The sequence below is a fragment of the Candidatus Pelagibacter sp. PS_06 genome (assembly GCF_059418045.1).
In genome coordinates, this window is the sequence record NZ_CM182078.1 from 219,265 (window position 1) to 237,235 (window position 17,971).

A 17,971-nucleotide genomic window follows, 5' to 3' on the forward strand; every position below is an offset into this window, starting at 1 on the left:
AACTTTGGTTAAAAGTTTTCTCTCCAACTACTTCTATATTTATTAACTCCACTGCTTAACGACTCTATGACTACAAGGTCATCTTTATTTGGATTTTCTGATTTTTCTGTAATATTTGCATAAATTTTTGATCCATGAATAACTAATTTAGATAAAACACCCGTTCCAACAAAATAACATTCCTCTCCTTTATGTTTGTTTGGATTACCTGGAAACCTGCTCGAAATATTTGTTCCACATTCTGCATCAGCTGCACAAATAAATGCATCACCCGAACCACAAGATAAATTATTTTTACTACTTGGTTTATAAATTGGATAGTAGACAGTACCATCTGCAAGTGATGGTTCAGCTACAACCTTTTTTTGATCTGTTAATTTTATATACCAACCAAGATCTGCATTTTCAGGACAGTTTGCACCTGTACTATCAGATGTGGTATCTTTGCAGTTTGTTAATTTATCTGCTGTTGCTACATCATTAACATGACCAAAGAAAGGAAAGTGCGCATCTTTAATTCCAAACATTAAGTTGTCAACAGATGCGGGATTAACCATTACATCATTAAGATTTAAATAGTCTCCTGTTCCTCCATACAGCCAAAGTTTTTTATATTTTGTGCCAATTCCAGCCTCTAAAGAATGATACATGAATCTATTATTGAATAATCTACTGGCTTCAAGGTTAATTAAAGTAGTTTGATCATATAAATCAATTGGTAGAGATTTAGATGATAATGAGTCACTTGTTGGATCATAAGCATGCTCATATTCCATATTAGTTAAATTAATTTTAGTAATCTTGCCCTCTAAATCCGATAAATAGACTAAAGCACCTGTATATTCAGCTTCACCTGAATTTCTTGCGTTAATTACTACTGGTGTTGATGGTAAGGAGTTTACAATATCATTTGGAGTATCTTCTATATCTATTCTCTTTTTTACTTTTCCTGTCAACCAGTCAATTATATAAACATTAGATCCAATTTTTGGATATGGATAACCATAACCACCAGACATAACTGCAACGTACTCATCATCTAGAATATCATTATCCCCTCTGCCTTTATTTGGTATCCTAATTACTCTAGGGGATGACCATGTTTCACCTAAATATCGGTAATCAAAATCTCCTCCTCCTGCAGCTATATCACCAATTTGGATTATACTGATAGTAGAATTTGGAATTGGACTTATTTTAGATTCTCCAAGTGTATCAAAAAGATAATCTTTAGAAAAAGTAAAAATTGTATTTCCATCTAAGTTTTGTAGATTTGTACTTGCTGTAACATCTATTCCATCTGCTAGGATTGTTAGATTTGTTTTGTTAATTGTATCTCCAACTAAAGTCCATTTTTTTCCTTTGTAACAAGAAGTTGTACCTGTGCTATCACAAATATTCGTAGTACCACTTTCTTTATTGGTAATTGCATTATAAGTTTCTTTAAAATCAGCAATGGAAACTCTTTTTGAACTATATGAAAATTCAGAAATCTCTCCATTTTCTGAAGCATGAAAAATTTTTTGTGCTGCTGGATCGTTTAATACTGAATAAATATGATAAGGTTTAAATGGATTAGTGACATCCAATAAGGTAAATCCTGAACCACCTCTTCCATAAGTTACCATTAATAATGTAAACCAATCAGTTCTTTTTAAAACTGGATGATAAAAATAAGTATCATGGACGGTAATTGAACCATCGAGTAAGAATAATGGGTTTGATCCTCCACCATCATCCTGATTATAATTTGGATTTATCATCTTTGGCATTTTAGGAATTACAAGTGGTGGAACAAATCCCCACAACTCTTCTCCTGTGTCTGTTGTAAAAGCGTGCAAAATCCCATTATTAGCTGCTGCATAAATTACCTCTCTTCTTGGCGTATTATTATCAGCCCAAGCTGAATAATTATTCTTAGCTCTAAAATATGCTTCTTCATTTTTTTTTTCAGAAGATCTTCTTGCTGAAGGAACTCCAACAGTTACAAGTTGTGAATTATAAATATCTGCAATATAGGCTTTGAAGTTTCCACCACTTTTTATTTTATCTTCTACAGTTCTATACTCATCTAAATTACAATCTCCATCGTAATCAAAATAGTCTTCCCCTCTAATAAAGTTTATTAAGCCTTTATCTTCATCATTGTTTGTTCCATCTCTTACTAAAGAATTATTTTTACATCTTAATAAATTTTCACGACCAGCTGATACACTAAGCTTGCTATGATATTCTTGTATTTGATTGCCAGTTTTTTCAAATAATCCTCTAATTTCAGAAACATTGTTAACATTAAAATTATTCCAATCAGACGTATAATCCGCACCAGGTAATGCAGTCCAAATTTTTCGACTGTCTGGGTTTTTCATTTGTTTGGCTGCATTCCATTTAAAACCATCTCCGGTAGTTAATGACCCACTATACGCCTCGCCATCAGATGTTAATTCTGTCTTTATAATGGTTCCCCACCATTCTTTTGTATTTCTGTTTTGGAATTTTGCTTGATACAACTCACCTTCTGATAAGACTTCTGCTGATATAGAAGGGGCCGAAATAGCAACTGTTTGTGATATAATTTCTCTAACAATTGAATTGGTAACTGTTTTTAGATCTTCTGGTGTTTGAGCGACAAAAAATCCTTTTTCACCTCCTATTTCCGTACCACCTGCTATTGCAATTTCCTTAAATCTTTTTTCTACAGAGGCTTTACCGACAACTTCACTTCCATATCCAACTGAATAAGTCTTGATTTTTTTTGTTCTAAAAAGACTTGAAATTTTTGATTTAGCATACCTATGAGTATCATCCTTCCACTCTCCATCTCCAATAAGAATAATAGCAGTAGTTTGGCAATCCAGTTCAGAATTATGTGGATTAATTGTTGGATCAAAATAATTAAAATATTTATTTGCTAAATCAGCAAATCCTCTAGCATGTGTACCATAATGAAGAGCAAAATCTGTACTTAAAAAATTTAATATTTGCTCAGATCCCAGTGGATTAATTCCTACGGCCATATAAGCATCCTCGCTTGGATTAACTGGAGCATTAAAAATAGGCTGCCCTCGTTTATAAAAACCATTAAAACTTACTGATCCACCATTCCATAGCCCTAGTCCAAAGTTTGCTTGAGTTAAAATAGAAGAATCACTTAAGACAGATTTAATTGCATCTTTTGCACCCGTAATTCTTGAAACTCCTTTATTTCCAAAGCTTCTAACAAAACTTAAGTCATCTTTTTTAAGAACAGTTATTTCTAGTCTTTCAGAGTTAGCAACATAAATTAAATTTTGATCTGCCGCATTTCCATTTCCAATATCAATACCTCTTGGATAGTATAAATAAGGATCTTCATTTCCATTGGTATCGGTTTTATAACCTTCAGCTACACCTACAGATTTAATAAGTTTTACGGTTGAGCCGTTATCTTGATGCTTACAAATTTTATGCCTATTAAAACCTGATGTATAAATGAAACCATTACTATAAACGATGCTGTCACCTTTTCCTCTTCCACACTCAGTATCTTTCTGAGCTGAATATAAGCTAGATCCAACTGGGCAACCTGAGCTATTTAATTCATATTTATATAAGTTTCCGTTTACACCATCTTTACTAAAAAGATAATCTTTAGTTCCAATTCTAGCCACATCAATTGCGTCATCCAAACGATCCAGTGTTGATAAGGCCACACTACATTTCATCCAATTATTTGATGAAAGGTGTCCATTGAGCGTGATTACAGTCCATGATTTCTTTGTTATATATAAAAGTTTACCAGTATTTTGATTGATGCTCATTGCTCCAACACCAGTAAACATAGTGGCTGCACCTTTATTTCTCATATCTTTTGGTGCACTGGAGTCTTTAAAAGTTCCGTTTGAAGAATTTGCTTTTGCTGTAAAAAATCTATTTTCGTTTTTTTCATTTTTATTGATAGACATCAAAGCAGATGAAGAACCTGTCTTTGTATGAGATCTATCGACAACTGCATAAATGTAACCCCCATATATATCAATTGATTTAGTGTAATCTAAATTTCCTTTTTTATCATTTAAGACAATCCCATTTCTTTTTCCAAAAATACTATCAGCAGTTACCCATTTGTCCGTATAAGGATTCCAATAGTTAATTCCCATATTTGCAGTCATTGCAGAAAAATAATTACCATTAAAATTTCCAACAACATCAACAGGCGCGCCTTTCATGCTGTCACCATTTTTTGCATCTAGTCCATCCGCTGGTTCAAACATACTATTAGATTTATCGACTAAAAATAAAATATTTGCTGGAATTGAATTTCCTGATCCTGGAGGAAGTGATTTTGCTAATGCTGAATTAGTAAGTGCTAAAATTAAAAAAATAAATAATAATCGTAAATAAATCATGGTGAATTTATAAAGAATATTTATTACTTATAATCAAAAAAATTTCTAAAGAACCCAATATGATCAAATTATCTTAATTGTTAAGTTTAAATGTTTAAATTGAATTTATTTGGTTTTGAATTGTATCAACTAATTTTTTAGAATTTTTTTCATTATAATACCCGAAATATCAACCCTTCTAGTATAGTAATATAAAATTTTAATATGTAATTCTGAGTACAATTTTACTCGTATATTATTACTTGAAATTTATTATATTTGATTTTACTAAACATAAATCGAATCTATATTCTAATAGTATTAAACAATGCTCAATAATTTAATTAAACAAGTTTCAAAAATAGTTGTTGGAAATGAAAATAAAATCAAACTTACATTAGCTGCTATATTATCTGAGGGCAGTGTGCTCATTGAAGACAACCCAGGGTCAGGTAAAACTACATTTGCAAAAACAATTACATTAAATTTAGGACTAAACTTTAAGAGAATTCAATTTACTTCAGATTTATTGCCAAGTGATATTTTAGGATTTAATATTTTTAAAAATGAAGAGCTTAATTTTCAACAAGGACCAATATTTACAAATATTGTTTTAGCTGATGAATTAAACAGAGGAAGCCCAAAATCTCAAAGTGCGTTTTTAGAGGCGATGGAAGAAAAGAATATTTCAATAGATGGGCAGACTTATAAATTACCAGATCCTTTTTTTGTAATTGCTACTCAAAATCCAATGGATAGCTCAGGAACAAGCACTCTTCCAGATAGTCAGTTAGATCGATTTATGATCTCATTTTCACTTTCTGAATTAAACGATCAAGATAAGATACTAATGTTAAAAAATAATATTGATTTGGATAATATTAATTGTGAAAAGATAAATTGGAGAGAAATAAAAGATAAAAAAAATCAAGTTAATGTAAGTGATGAAATTTATAATTATGTCTTAGAAATTGAACAGACAATTCGTTCTTTAGATCAACAAATTTATATTTCCCCACGTTGTCTTAAACAAATTATTGATCTTGGAAGAGGGTGGGCAATGATTCATTCAAAAAATTATGTAACACATCAGGATATAAAAGACTTGTTACCTTACGTTCTAAAACATCGAATTAAGTTTCTAAAACAAGAAGAAAAGAAGAATTTTGTCATCAACGAAATACTTAACAAAATCAATATTAAGAAATGATAGCTTCAGCTATTAAAGGAATTTTTAATCACCAAATATTTGAAAATATCTTAAATAAAAATAGATCTAAAATTATTATTTATCCAAATTTAAATGGTCTTAGTGTTGGGGTACTAGTTTTTTTTTGTTTTTTAATATCTGTATTTTATGAAAATAACTTTGCTTTACTGTTGTCAATTATTATTTTTTTTATATTCTTTATTTCAATTTTTATCTCTAATCAAAATTTAAATCATTTGGATATTCAATGGAAAGATGAATATTTTTTAGAACAAAATAAATATGAAAAAATTTACTTACAAATTTTAAATGATACTAATGAAAAGAAATTAAATATTGATTTAGTTTATCAGGATAAAACTATTGGAAACTTTAATTTTTTAAAAAGATTTAATAAAATTTTTATACCATTTTTTAATGAAAAAAGAGGTGCATTTAAAATTCAAAGATTAAGATTAAAATCGACTTATCCATTTGGCATTATAAGAACAAAAAGATTTTTTGATAGCGAAAGTAAATTAATTGTTTTTCCTAGAATGTTAAAACCCAATCAAGATTTATTGAATGAATTTAATATAAATTTAAATGGACACACATTGGATGAGTTTGATGGAATTGAAGATTATAAAAATGGTGATGATTTTTCAAAAATCGCCTGGAAAAAATCAACTTTCAAAAATAAAAAATATATTAAAAAATTTGAGCAACCAGAGAAAGAAAAGAAATCAGTTTTAAATTTAGATTTATACCAAAGTATAGAATTTGAAACTTTATTGGGATATGTAACTTTTATTGTTCAGCACTATTATAAAAATAAGATCAATTTAACTGTTAAACACTTAGATCAAACTTTTTATCTTAATCAAAATGAAAATTCTTTAAAACAGATTTTAAAATATTTAGCAAATGTCCAGAACTAAGATTTTAGATTTAAAATATTTATCCTTTTCAATTTTATTATTATGCTTGGTATCAATTTCTGAGAATTTATCTTTAACTAATAAAATATTCTGGGCTGCATTAATAGTCATTAGTATATTTTTGTTTAATTTAAAATTTAAATATAAAAATGTTCTCACAGGTCTCTATGCATTAGGACTATTGTATCTACAATTCACTTTTGATCGGTATATTTTTTCTGAAGAATTCTTTATTCACTGCCTTGGCGTTTTACTTATCGTTAAGTATGCTGAAATAAATACTAAGAATAATGAATTATCATTTTGTCTAATTTGTATGATCATCAGTATTACAAGTCTGATTAATGGACAGGATATTTTAAGTTCGGTAATTGCACTATCTATAATTATTCTATCTGTAGTTAACTTGTATCTCATTCAACAAAAAGAAGTGATGGATTTTAATTTTAAAAATGTATTAAAATATCTAAGTTTTGGATTAACTATTTTTCCAGTTATTATCATTTTCTATTTAATCTTCCCTCGTGCAGAAATAAATTTTAGATTATTTAATCCATCAGGAAGCTCTTTAGGGATACCCGATACTATTCAATTAGGATCATTTGAAGAGTTTTCTAATTCTGATGAAAAAGTTTTCACTTTAGTTAATCAAGATTTTAAAAAGGAAGATTTATATTTTAGAGTTAAAATATTTGATTTTATGGAACCAGATAAATCATGGAGACCAACATCTGGGCTTTATTTTTATAATCAATTTAAAAATTCACTTAAAATAAAAAACTTGAATAAAATAAGTGATGCCTATGAGATAATTTTAGAACCTTATAAAAGAAGATGGATCCCATCCCTAAATAATTCTGAACCCATCTCAGATACAATCAATATATCTAACGATTTTTATAATCAAACTTTTATAAGTAAAAAGCCTATTGATCGAAAACAACAAATAAAATTTCAAAAATACAATATAAAATATGAACTCAGCGATGAGATTAAAAATTATTATATTGATCTACCTGATACCATTTCAAAAGATCTAGTTGATTGGGTCAATATAAATAAAAAAAATAAATCGAATATCCAATTTTTAGATCATATTTTAAATACTTTTGCAGATGGCACTTATTTTTATAACTTAAATCCCGAAGTAGATGCTGGTAACAACTACGCTGACTTTTTTTTAAAGTTAAAAGAGGGATATTGTGAATATTATGCAGGGACTTTTGTGCTACTTTCAAGACTTGCAAATATTCCAAGTCGAATTGTATCTGGGTATTATGGGGGAGATCTTAATACAGTTGGTGATTTTTATGAGTTTAAACAGAAAAACACTCATGCTTGGGCAGAAGTTTGGTTAGATGACAGAGGGTGGGTTAGAGTTGATCCCACTTCAGTTATACCAGCTTTAAATGTAAGAAATTCTCTAAATGATGTCTTTAATGATGAAAAAATTGAAGGTGGTTCATTATTTCCATCTAAAATTTTTAAATTAATGAGCTATTATATTGGGTATGCTGATTTTGTTTGGACAAGACACTTATTGTCCTATGATAATAATAAACGAATTTCATTTATTGAAGAAATATTTAATTTAAAATTTTCAAAAATATTTATTTGGATTTTTGCCCCTGTCTTCATATTTTTAGCCCTTAAAATTATATTTAAAATTAATAGAACAGCTATCATTAATTTATTATTTAATTTTATAGTTTGGAAAAGTAAAAAAGAAAAAAAGGTATTAAATTCAGATACTCATCAACAAATTATTAATAAATTAAAATTACATACCCAAAATAAATATGGATCATTTTTCAATTTGTATGAAAGTTTTAGATATTCAGATCAAAATATTGAATTGACAAAAATATTTAGAACTTTTATGTCATCAAAGTAAATATGAAAAAAATAATCTCAGTTTTAGTTATATTAATTCTTGCTGTTTATGTTTTGGTTGAATTTGTAGGTGATAGTATAATTAAAGGATCTCTTGAAAGTAATATTACAAATACCTTAGATAGAAAAACAACTATAGGAGATTTAAATATTAGCTATCTAAGTGGAAGTGCTGAGATAGAAGACTTAAAAATTCAAAATAAAGATTTTCCTGGTCATTTAATTTTATTAAAGAAGGCATCTGCAAAATTAAACACTTCTTCTATATTTAGCGATAAAATTGAAATTGATGAAATTTTAATTAACGGAGTAAATTTAAGTTATTATTTTATTGTTAATAATAAAATGAAAATAAATGATAATGTTAAATCTTTACAAAAAACATTAAATAAAGAAAGCTCAGCTTCTTCAAGTTCTAAAAAGTTTGTAATTAAAAATTTAAAGCTAAATAATATTATTATTTCAGCAAAATCAGAAAAATTAAATCTTGATAAAAGTATTAATTTTGAAAATTTAGAGTTTAAAAATATTGGAAACACTAAAGATAGCAAAGATTATAAAACTGTTCTTAAAGAAACTATCAATAAAGCCATGAAAGACATGAAAAATAAGGTTTTAAGAGGTAATGTGGGCAATGCATTAAATAAGGTAAAAAATATTGATCAGGATAAAATTAAAGAAAAGATCAAAAAAGAACTATTTCAAAACAAAGATAAAGTAAAAAATAAGCTTAAAAAATTACTTAATAAAAATTAAAAGTTTCCTTCTCTCCAAGAAGATCTCATTGCCTCAACATCTTCTTGAATACTATTTAATTGAACAAGGTCCGTTTTATCTTGAGTAGATTTACCTGCTATATTTGCAAATAATCTATTTCCAAAAGCAACTAATTTAGATAAGACACCACTTCCAACATATAAACATTGCTGATTTCTATTTGCGGCATCATTTGTTCCAAGACGACTTGAGTAATTGGTTCCACATTCATCATCAACAGCACACACAAAAGCTTTACCAGGATCACACTGGTTTAGTGAGGTTGTAGGTTCATAAATTGGAAAATAAGCAACACCTCTTGTAACAGTTGGTTCTGCTACAACCTTTTGACTATTTTCTAATTTGATAAACCAACCTACATCTTTTGTGACTGGACCAAATCCTCTTATTACTACCTCTTCGTTGCTATCTAACGGGCATTTAATTCCAGTACCATCATCAGTAGTATCTTGGCAGGCGAATAATGAAAGTGGAGAGTATATTTCATTTACATCTTCATAATAAGGGAAATCTTTGTCTCTAAAACCAATGAGTAAATTATCAATATTATTATTTTTAGTGGTTACTCTTTCATAATCACCTGTTCCTGCATATAGCCAAAGATTTTTAGAGGTTGTGCCTATAGCTGAGTCCATGCTATGGAACATATAACGTCCATTTGTTGAGGTTGACAAAGTTTCAAATATAACAGTACTATCATATAATTCAGTTCTTAAACCTGCTTTAGTTTCAGTCATATCGGTTAAGTTTATTTTAGTAACTTTGCCTTCAAGATCATTTACATAAACCAAAGCACCCTTATAGTTTATACCTGTTGTTTGATCAGCAGTTATCACAACTGGATTTGCTAATACAGAATTTATAATTTCATGACTCACATTCGTACCATTAACATTATCTGAAACACTTATCGCTTTATCAATACTTCCTGGTCGATCAATAAAATCATCTAAATCAACAACAAAAACCCCAGAGCCAACTGTTTTTGAAGTAGCTCCATAACCAGCACCCATGACCGCAACATATTTATCTTTATTACTTGTAACTGGCATTCTAAAAATTCTTGGGGATGACCATGTTTCACCTAATTTACTATAATCGTAATCTGCTGGTAAATTCGTACTTAGTCTTGCTATAGCATCTGAATTTATACTTATAGATAAATTTTTGTTATTTGGGTTTAGGGATGCTCCACTTGTATCTCCATTATAAGTTTGGGCAGAGCTAAATGAAATTGTAGTGCTACTTCCATTTTGAGAAACTTGGTAAGCAGTTGTGATTATTCCATCAAAAAATATTGTCATATCAGTTTTTGTTAACCCTGTAACTGGTAGTGTAAAATTTCTTCCAGTATAACAAGAAGTTGTAAGTGTGGTGTTACAAGTACTGTCCACATTATTATCTGCTTGATAATTTGCAATAATGGTATCCGCTTCATCTAAATCTAGCCAGCTATAGGTCTCATCTATGTAATCAAAGCGAGAAACAATACCTAAATGGTTCATTCTTAATACTTCATTTTGAACACTATCATTATAAATTGAATATAAATGTAAAGGTTTCTCTGGATTGGTAACATCTAAAACAGAAAATCCAGCCCCACCTCGTCCAAAAGGAACCATCATAATTGTATACCAGTTGGTACCTCCAAAATATGGGTGTTTAATATACATATCATGTACAACTGGTGATCCATCTACACCATAAATTGCACTGGAACCTCCTTTGTCTCCTAAGGCATTGTTATCGTTTAGACTTGGATTGACAATTAAAGGTAATTTTCCAATTATAAACGGAGGTATAAAGCCCCATAATTCTTGTCCAGTATTTCCATTAAATGCGTGAAGCACTCCATCGTTCGCACCTACATAAATTGTCTTAGCTCTATTCTCATTTGCATTTTTAAAAGCCTGATAATTATTTGTAGATCTAAAATATGCTTCTTCATTTTTTTTAATAAAATTAGTATTGGCACTTGGTGGCCCAACAACAACTAATTCAGAGTGATAAATATCTCCTAAATATCCATGTCTACCATTATCATCCAACCTTGGTTCGTCTAGAAAACAATCACTATCATAATCAAAATAATCTTCTCCTCTTACAAAACTAATTAATCCTTTAATATCATCTTCATTACCATCTTGAATAGATGTTCTGCTATCTCCAGAGTTACTACACCTTGCGGTCCCAACGTTTGTTGAACTGGTTGGTGCATCACTATGATAATCTCCTACCTCTATTCCTAAACTTTCAAATTGTTCGTTAATTAATATTGAATTTGCTTCAGTAAAATTATTTAAATCATCTCTATAATCCTTGGTTGGAAGAACAGTCCAAATTTTTCTACCACTTGGAAGTGGCATTTGTCTTGCTGCCTCCCATGTAAAATCATTTGCAAGTTCCCCATCATCAGTCATAGATGTTGCTGATAAAGAGCCTAGCCACTCTTTTTTTTGTCTATATTGGAATTGTGCTTGATATAAAAATCCACCTTCACCCACTTTTGCTGTAATAGCTGGTGCAGTAAATGATAGTTTATCAGCTTGGATATTCCTAATAATTTCAGTTAATCTTGCTTTAAGTACTGCAGCATTTTCTGCAACAATTGCATCACCAGTTCCACCTCTCATTGCTAACTGATTAAATTGTGCTAACCCACTAGCAGTTATTCCTGATCCGTATGCAATTGGAATTGTTTTTACAGGAGAGTTTTGTCTATTTGCAAGTTGTTGAATTTTATTAAAACCATTGTTTACACCAGATGTAAATTCTCCATCTCCAATGACGATAACATAGTTACCTTGACAATCTGAGTTAGGATCAATTGGACTTAATGTTGGATGGTTATAATATTTTTCAGCGAGTGTTGCAAAAAAGTTTGCATTGGTTCCATACATTGGTTGGGCTTGTCTTACTCTTGTGTTAATTTTACCTGCACCATTTCTGTCAGCCTTAACTTCAATACATCCTAAATTACTACAAGGATATCCTCGATCTCTAGAATTATCCCAACTTTCTAATCCAGGAAATCTGCTTGGAGGCATTCCCCATATGTTTGAATATAGTATCATATGATTCCATATAGAATGATTGTAGGGATATCTTCTTAAAAAATCATATCCATAAGTATTAATTCCTGCACTCCTAGTAACAGATCGAATTCCATACTCAAACATCGGATAGTACCATCTATACGGAATGCTAAAATCAGACCATATTCCATAACCAAAATTTACACTTGAAATTAAAGAACTATCGGTAACAATTGATTGTATAGCTTGTTTTGCACCTTCCATCCTCGACTGGGATTGAGCAAAGCCAGTTATATGTTTAAAATTTAGATTAAAATCAAAGCTTTGAACAGCTCGATTACTTTCATCTGCAACATAAATTCTTGATGAACTAGACTCTATTGCAATGTGATAGGGGTTTCGAAACCTTATACCATTTTGATTGGTTGTTGGATTGTAGTTTGCGTTAATCGATCCTGACCTTCCAACAGAAGCATCAATTGTAATTGTTGTTCCAGAAACTGAAATTTTTGTAAGATTATGGTAAATAGAATCTGTTAAAAAAAATTGATTTTCATCAGTTGGATGCCCAACGACGGACGAAGGTGTGTGAATAGGGTTAAGTGATGTTGTGTAAGTATTACTCGGCTCAGACTCAAAGCAAGTTCCTGTAGATGCAAATTTATATAATTGAACCTGTGTTCTTCTATCGAGTGAGCCTACAGCAATTAGATTTCCTGATGCATCAACATTAAAAGTAAAATTTGTGTGTGTCGACCATTGACCCAATCTTAAAATTCTATCTAGTATTGAATTACGGCTTGGAGAGCATCTTGTTGCATTAACGTTAACCGCTGTTAAGTCTTTGACATAGTAGTTTGCACCTCTATGGTTCATTAAAACCAATTGATCACCATTTAAAAACATTTGAGAGAAGATTTCATTAATTCTTTCAAGTCTCGTTAGAGAGTTATTGGTAAAATTATATCGAAATAACCTTCTGTCATTATTATCATAAGTAAAAATTTGATTATCGTAGTAGACAACTTTTTTTGCATTATTTTGTAACCTAAATCTATTCCAATCATGAGATAATACCGCTCTACTAGGATGAATATTCTCTTGAGAATTTGAAGCCTGGTTAGTCTGCCTTATTGTGTTTTGCGAGTAGACTAATATTGATCCTGTATTCGTAATTGGAGCTACTGCTTGAACATTAGAACTGTAATTAACCCCTATCTGAGTTCGATCATTCATACTTCCAGATACATCTAAAAGAATCAAAACGTTTGCAGGAACATCAGCTTCTCCACCAGTTCCAGGAGGCAATGTTTTTGAATTAATTGGATTAATAAATAAAAAATTTATAATTAAAACATTTAATAAAATTTTATAATATTTTTTCATTAATTATTCTCTTTATAATCTTGTGTCTGTATTCCGTCAGAATTTTTTGCTCGATTTAGAATTTCTGAAAAATTATAATTTGATATTTCTAATTCTTCTCTCCATAAATTTTTATCAACATTCTTTCTTAGGTAAATTACATAATTGTTTCTTTTTAAATCCCATACATGGTAACCATTATAAAATTTTGGACTTCCTCCAGTTTCAAAATTTCCAAATCTAGATTTTGCAAAATTCATTAAAACTAATTTTTCTGTTGTTCTATTTTGCTTTGGTTGATTTTCAACAAACATTAATATTGAAAGAAGTTTTTTATTAACAAAAGAATATTTTATAGTAATATTATCAAATCCTATTCCATTACAAACGTCGCTTGCTTGTAGAAAAAATTCTGCATACTTAGTGCTTTCTTCAAAAATTAAAGGTCCAAATTTTTTTTCATGTTTTTTTAAAAATTTTTTTCCAACATCAATTTCAAAGTCACAACTAGCTTCTGCATTTGAAAATTGAAACAAAGCTAAGCTTAGAAATATGACCGAAATTTTGAATAATTTTAATTTTATCATTGATGAATAATTTAAACTTTCTTTGATTTTTAAATTATTATTATCCTATATAATTATCTAGGATTAGAGATAAATTCAAATTTACTGCATAATTTGGGTTTTATTTGACCAAAATGGGGATTAACGAGGCAAAACCATTATACTTTCAAGAGGCACGATAATTTTATCATCACCAAAAATACCACAACCAAATATTCGATAGGCCATTCCATCTTTTCCAGTATCCGTTGCACCTGCTTTAATACTTTCACCAGTACCTTTAAATGGAGCTGGACCTATTTGGGTAAGAAAATATTGATATTTAAATTTACTTAACCTGTTCTGTTCCTTTGTTCTGTCTGCAGAGTCGAGATCGTGATTGATAATATTATTAGATATAAAGTCTTTGTAGCTACCTTCATGATAGACTACTTGTTTTGCAGTTGATGTGGGATTAGTTGGCGGGGGTCCTTTAACTGCTTTAAACGTTAATCGATCAACATCAGAAAAACTATTAAAACAAGAACTGACATCTGCATGAGGAGGGTTAGTTACACTTGCGTTATTTGATGGTAAACCTCTTTTAGATAAATCTCTATTTCCATCTGTTTTATAAGGCCCTTTAAATTGGTTAAGCAAATATTTTTCTCCCTCAATTAAAGCTGTTTCTGCAACATAAAAAGTTTGCTGATATTCATCACTTATATTGTTACTTTGATGATCACTAGCAGAAATTACAATTAAGGCACCTCCCATTAAAGACATCGCCATTAACAAAACTAACGATAAAACTAATGCAAAACCTTTTTCATTTTTTTTTATCATTATTAAATTCCTATGTTTCTTGTGTTAGCAGTTACTGTAATTGTATCTCTAAAATATTTATCATCTTTTGAAATATCTCTTCCAGTTGCAATTGAGGTTATAGTTCTCATCGCTTTTGATCGATAAAATGCTTTTGAGGAACGAACCACAATTGAAATATCAACTGTTTTAATATTGTATGCTTCTGAATCGGATGGAGCAGGGGATCCTGTGATAATCCTTCCATCTTCATCAAAAGGAATAAAGACTAAATCTTGCACGTAATCTAAAATTTTTTCATCCTCAAAAGTAGTATCATCACTATCAGTTGCTGGATCGCTCCAACTGCTTGATGTTGTATTCCATCTATGTTTAGATTTAAAAACGGCAAATCCTTCTATAACTGTTGCACCACCTGGAACAGTTTCATCAATAATTGTTGATTTTTTACACTCATAAGTAATTTTATATCTTGTATAACTAAATCGATCACCCTCTGTTGCACCTTTATCATATTCAATTCCACCAAAAACAATTTCAACTTTATCACAGCTTGAACCAATACCAGTTCCCTTTGTAATCTTAATTGGATTATGCGAGGTTGATGCAGGGATATCATCATTAATATATTTGTATCCTGCCATTCTGACTTCTCTTAAAATTTGTCCAACCAAATCTCTTCCAGCCTGACTAATTTTAGCTCTATCTGTAACTTGTCTATAAGTACTGTTTACAATTGAATAAGAAGTAAACATTGCAGCCATCATCAATGATGAGATTACAACTGCGATTAAAATTTCAACTAAAGTTAATCCTGCAATTGAACTAAGTTTTTTTTTCATTATTGAACTTGAAAATATAATTTTTTTGTTTTGTTTCCACCTTCTAACTTTAGCTCCATCTTTCCAATATAAATTTCATCATGTGCTTGTGCTCTTGTATAAGCGCAACCACTATGACACATTTTATACATGTTAAGTTTTTTTCTTTCAGATGTTGCATCTTTACATTTCAGAAAATTTTTTGACATTCTTGATGTCCATTTGTCCATTTTGTTTTCTACGGCATTTGTTTTTGTGTAGTTGGTTATAATGGTTGGAGAGTTAGTTCCACATTGACTGTTTGATAAAGACCATGGATTTGAAGCTAAATAATCAATAAATTTTATAGCTGAACGTTCTTGATCTTTATCTGAATATATGTCCTCAGCTACCATTCCAGCAATATAATTAGCCTTAGTTCTCTCACCTGAGACATCAATAGATCTAACCGAATATTGAACCATTTGAAATACAGCAACAAACCCAATTCCAATAATCGCTGTTGCAACCAAACCTTCAATAAGGGTGATGCCTTTTTCAGTTATTCTTTTTATTTTTTTATCTACTTCGCCAAACATTTTCTGAATAATTCCATTTATACTTTTGTATCATGCCAAATCTAGAGTAATTTACAAGATAAACAGGATGTTTGTCACTTGTATCAAATGATCTATTGACTGCGTCACATGAGTTTTCTTTTTTATAACAAATAGTTACATAGTTTGGAGTTGCCTTTTGGTCTAAATTTATATTGTTTTGAGTAAAAGCTGTCCCAGTTCTTTTAAAATATTTACCTCCTTTTGAAAAACATATTGCACCATTACCCCCGCCATCAGTTAGATGAAATAATATTATATCTTCTAAATCATAGCTTATAATTTCATCAGCTGAGCTAAATATTCCTGAGCCACAATCCATATCATCACCATTATTTAATTTATTTGAAAACTCTTCTTGCTTAATCCCATGTGCAGAAATTTTTACACCATTTTCAATTAAAACTCTGACATAGGGATAAACTCCTCTTTCAACTTGAGAAGTTGCTGATGTAAAAACAGCTGCAATTTTTTCAGAGTCAGATCTTACTTGTCTATCTACTTGCCATTTACTAAAATTTGGAAATCCAACAGCAGCAATTGCCCCTATGATTGCTAGGACAACCAACGTTTCAATTAATGTTAAACCTTTAATGTTCTGCTTTTGCTGCACTAGCATCTATCTTACCAGAAGTTACAAGATCTTGAATAGATTTTTCCATGGTAATCATTCCATCTCGAACTGCAGTTTGCATAACGCTTGGGATTTGATGGATCTTGGCTTCTCTAATTAAGTTTTGAACAGGCGCTGTACATTTCATAACTTCAAATGCACCACATCTTCCTTGACCATCTTTTGTTTTAAATAATCTTTGCGTAACTACCATCTTTAATGAGGTTGAAATTTGCGCTCTAATTTGTGCTTGTTGTTCAGGAGGAAATACATCGATAATTCTATTAATTGTACTTGGTGCTCCACTTGTGTGCAGTGTTCCAAAAACTAAGTGACCTGTTTCAGCTGCAGTTAGTGCTAAACTTACAGTCTCAAGATCTCTCATCTCTCCAACTAAAATTACATCGGGATCTTCTCTTAAAGCAGCTTTAAGTGCAGCCGCAAAAGATTGAGTTTGTTTTCCAACTTCTCTGTGAGAAATAATACTTTTATTATCTTTATGAATAAATTCTACTGGATCTTCAACAGTAATAACATTTGCAGTTCTTGTTTTATTAATTTCATTTACGATTGCTGCAAGAGTGGTTGATTTTCCTGAGCCCGTTGGGCCTGTAACTAAAACTAATCCTTTATGCATATCAATTATATCATAAAGAACTTGTGGAAGACTAAACTGATCCATATCTGGAATTTTACTTTCAACTCTTCTACAGACGCAAGCTGGTCCATTAATAGTTTTGTAAAAGTTTGCTCTAAATCTAAGTCCACTTAAATTAATTGCTGTATCAAGCTCGTGAGTTGTTTCAAATTTTTGAAGCTCTTCCTCGTTACAGTTCATTGATAATAAATCTTTTAGATCTTGGGCTGTAACAAGTGTTTCTTGTTCCATTATAATTTCACCTGTTAATCTGTAGGCTAGAGGGGATCCGGCTCTAATATGAAAATCTGATATCTTTTTATTGTCTTTGGCTAGTTGTTCTAATTTTTCAAACATTTAAAACAGA

At 30.3% G+C, this 17,971-nt stretch carries 12 protein-coding genes; 4 read left to right on the plus strand and 8 right to left on the minus strand.

Annotated features, from left to right (window positions below):
• Positions 1 to 8: 8 nt before the first annotated feature.
• The gene (locus AC5SLZ_RS01135) at positions 9 to 4,388 is read right to left on the minus strand and encodes a PilC/PilY family type IV pilus protein (protein ID WP_028036364.1); all 4,380 of its coding nucleotides are present in this window, start codon (positions 4,386 to 4,388) and stop codon (positions 9 to 11) included.
• A 307-nt stretch (positions 4,389 to 4,695) separates the two neighbouring features.
• Between AC5SLZ_RS01135 and AC5SLZ_RS01140 the strand changes: the two genes are divergently transcribed.
• From AC5SLZ_RS01140 to AC5SLZ_RS01155, 4 genes are read left to right on the plus strand one after another with little or no spacing between them, the layout of a single operon-like run.
• Complete coding sequence (locus AC5SLZ_RS01140; protein ID WP_028036365.1) at positions 4,696 to 5,577, plus strand: AAA family ATPase; 882 nt, start codon at positions 4,696 to 4,698, stop codon at positions 5,575 to 5,577.
• Positions 5,574 to 6,497 carry a DUF58 domain-containing protein gene (locus tag AC5SLZ_RS01145; protein WP_028036366.1) on the plus strand — a complete coding sequence of 308 codons (924 nt, stop codon included), beginning with the start codon at positions 5,574 to 5,576 and terminating at the stop codon, positions 6,495 to 6,497. Before AC5SLZ_RS01140 ends, AC5SLZ_RS01145 begins: the two co-directional genes overlap by 4 nt.
• A complete protein-coding gene (locus AC5SLZ_RS01150; RefSeq protein ID WP_494615818.1) occupies positions 6,484 to 8,391 on the plus strand; it encodes a transglutaminase TgpA family protein in 1,908 nt (635 codons plus the stop codon). Before AC5SLZ_RS01145 ends, AC5SLZ_RS01150 begins: the two co-directional genes overlap by 14 nt.
• Before the next feature lie 2 nt (positions 8,392 to 8,393).
• On the plus strand, positions 8,394 to 9,146 hold the full coding sequence (locus tag AC5SLZ_RS01155) for a DUF748 domain-containing protein (protein WP_028036368.1): 753 nt from the start codon (positions 8,394 to 8,396) through the stop codon (positions 9,144 to 9,146).
• Here AC5SLZ_RS01155 and AC5SLZ_RS01160 read toward each other — a convergent pair.
• From AC5SLZ_RS01160 to AC5SLZ_RS01190, 7 genes are all read right to left on the minus strand, one after another.
• On the minus strand, positions 9,143 to 13,588 hold the full coding sequence (locus AC5SLZ_RS01160; RefSeq protein ID WP_494615820.1) for a PilC/PilY family type IV pilus protein: 4,446 nt from the start codon (positions 13,586 to 13,588) through the stop codon (positions 9,143 to 9,145). The two genes, AC5SLZ_RS01155 and AC5SLZ_RS01160, sit on opposite strands and share 4 nt — an antisense overlap.
• On the minus strand, positions 13,588 to 14,154 hold the full coding sequence (locus tag AC5SLZ_RS01165) for a hypothetical protein (RefSeq protein WP_494615821.1): 567 nt from the start codon (positions 14,152 to 14,154) through the stop codon (positions 13,588 to 13,590). Before AC5SLZ_RS01165 ends, AC5SLZ_RS01160 begins: the two co-directional genes overlap by 1 nt.
• Positions 14,155 to 14,274: 120 nt before the next feature.
• Positions 14,275 to 14,958 carry a pilus assembly PilX N-terminal domain-containing protein gene (locus AC5SLZ_RS01170; RefSeq protein ID WP_028036371.1) on the minus strand — a complete coding sequence of 228 codons (684 nt, stop codon included), beginning with the start codon at positions 14,956 to 14,958 and terminating at the stop codon, positions 14,275 to 14,277.
• Between the two features lie 2 nt (positions 14,959 to 14,960).
• On the minus strand, positions 14,961 to 15,779 hold the full coding sequence (locus AC5SLZ_RS01175; protein WP_051348021.1) for a hypothetical protein: 819 nt from the start codon (positions 15,777 to 15,779) through the stop codon (positions 14,961 to 14,963).
• Positions 15,779 to 16,336 carry a hypothetical protein gene (locus tag AC5SLZ_RS01180; RefSeq protein WP_028036372.1) on the minus strand — a complete coding sequence of 186 codons (558 nt, stop codon included), beginning with the start codon at positions 16,334 to 16,336 and terminating at the stop codon, positions 15,779 to 15,781. Before AC5SLZ_RS01180 ends, AC5SLZ_RS01175 begins: the two co-directional genes overlap by 1 nt.
• Positions 16,317 to 16,973 (minus strand): type II secretion system protein, encoded by a 657-nt coding sequence (locus AC5SLZ_RS01185; RefSeq protein ID WP_034412130.1) that lies wholly within the window; start codon positions 16,971 to 16,973, stop codon positions 16,317 to 16,319. Before AC5SLZ_RS01185 ends, AC5SLZ_RS01180 begins: the two co-directional genes overlap by 20 nt.
• Positions 16,945 to 17,961 carry a PilT/PilU family type 4a pilus ATPase gene (locus AC5SLZ_RS01190; RefSeq protein WP_028036373.1) on the minus strand — a complete coding sequence of 339 codons (1,017 nt, stop codon included), beginning with the start codon at positions 17,959 to 17,961 and terminating at the stop codon, positions 16,945 to 16,947. The genes AC5SLZ_RS01185 and AC5SLZ_RS01190 overlap by 29 nt, the downstream gene beginning before the upstream one ends.
• Between the last annotated feature and the right edge of the window lie 10 nt (positions 17,962 to 17,971).

Bases quoted from the DNA above. Each gene is read 5' to 3' on its own strand.
- AC5SLZ_RS01175 (WP_051348021.1), bottom strand. From the start codon at position 15,779: ATGAAAAAAAAACTTAGTTCAATTGCAGGATTAACTTTAGTTGAAATT.
- AC5SLZ_RS01140 (WP_028036365.1), top strand. From the start codon at position 4,696: ATGCTCAATAATTTAATTAAACAAGTTTCAAAAATAGTTGTTGGAAAT.
- AC5SLZ_RS01180 (WP_028036372.1), bottom strand. From the start codon at position 16,336: ATGTTTGGCGAAGTAGATAAAAAAATAAAAAGAATAACTGAAAAAGGC.
- AC5SLZ_RS01190 (WP_028036373.1), bottom strand. From the start codon at position 17,961: ATGTTTGAAAAATTAGAACAACTAGCCAAAGACAATAAAAAGATATCA.
- AC5SLZ_RS01160 (WP_494615820.1), bottom strand. From the start codon at position 13,588: ATGAAAAAATATTATAAAATTTTATTAAATGTTTTAATTATAAATTTT.
- AC5SLZ_RS01135 (WP_028036364.1), bottom strand. From the start codon at position 4,388: ATGATTTATTTACGATTATTATTTATTTTTTTAATTTTAGCACTTACT.
- AC5SLZ_RS01150 (WP_494615818.1), top strand. From the start codon at position 6,484: ATGTCCAGAACTAAGATTTTAGATTTAAAATATTTATCCTTTTCAATT.
- AC5SLZ_RS01185 (WP_034412130.1), bottom strand. From the start codon at position 16,973: ATGCTAGTGCAGCAAAAGCAGAACATTAAAGGTTTAACATTAATTGAA.
- AC5SLZ_RS01155 (WP_028036368.1), top strand. From the start codon at position 8,394: ATGAAAAAAATAATCTCAGTTTTAGTTATATTAATTCTTGCTGTTTAT.
- AC5SLZ_RS01170 (WP_028036371.1), bottom strand. From the start codon at position 14,958: ATGATAAAAAAAAATGAAAAAGGTTTTGCATTAGTTTTATCGTTAGTT.
- AC5SLZ_RS01145 (WP_028036366.1), top strand. From the start codon at position 5,574: ATGATAGCTTCAGCTATTAAAGGAATTTTTAATCACCAAATATTTGAA.
- AC5SLZ_RS01165 (WP_494615821.1), bottom strand. From the start codon at position 14,154: ATGATAAAATTAAAATTATTCAAAATTTCGGTCATATTTCTAAGCTTA.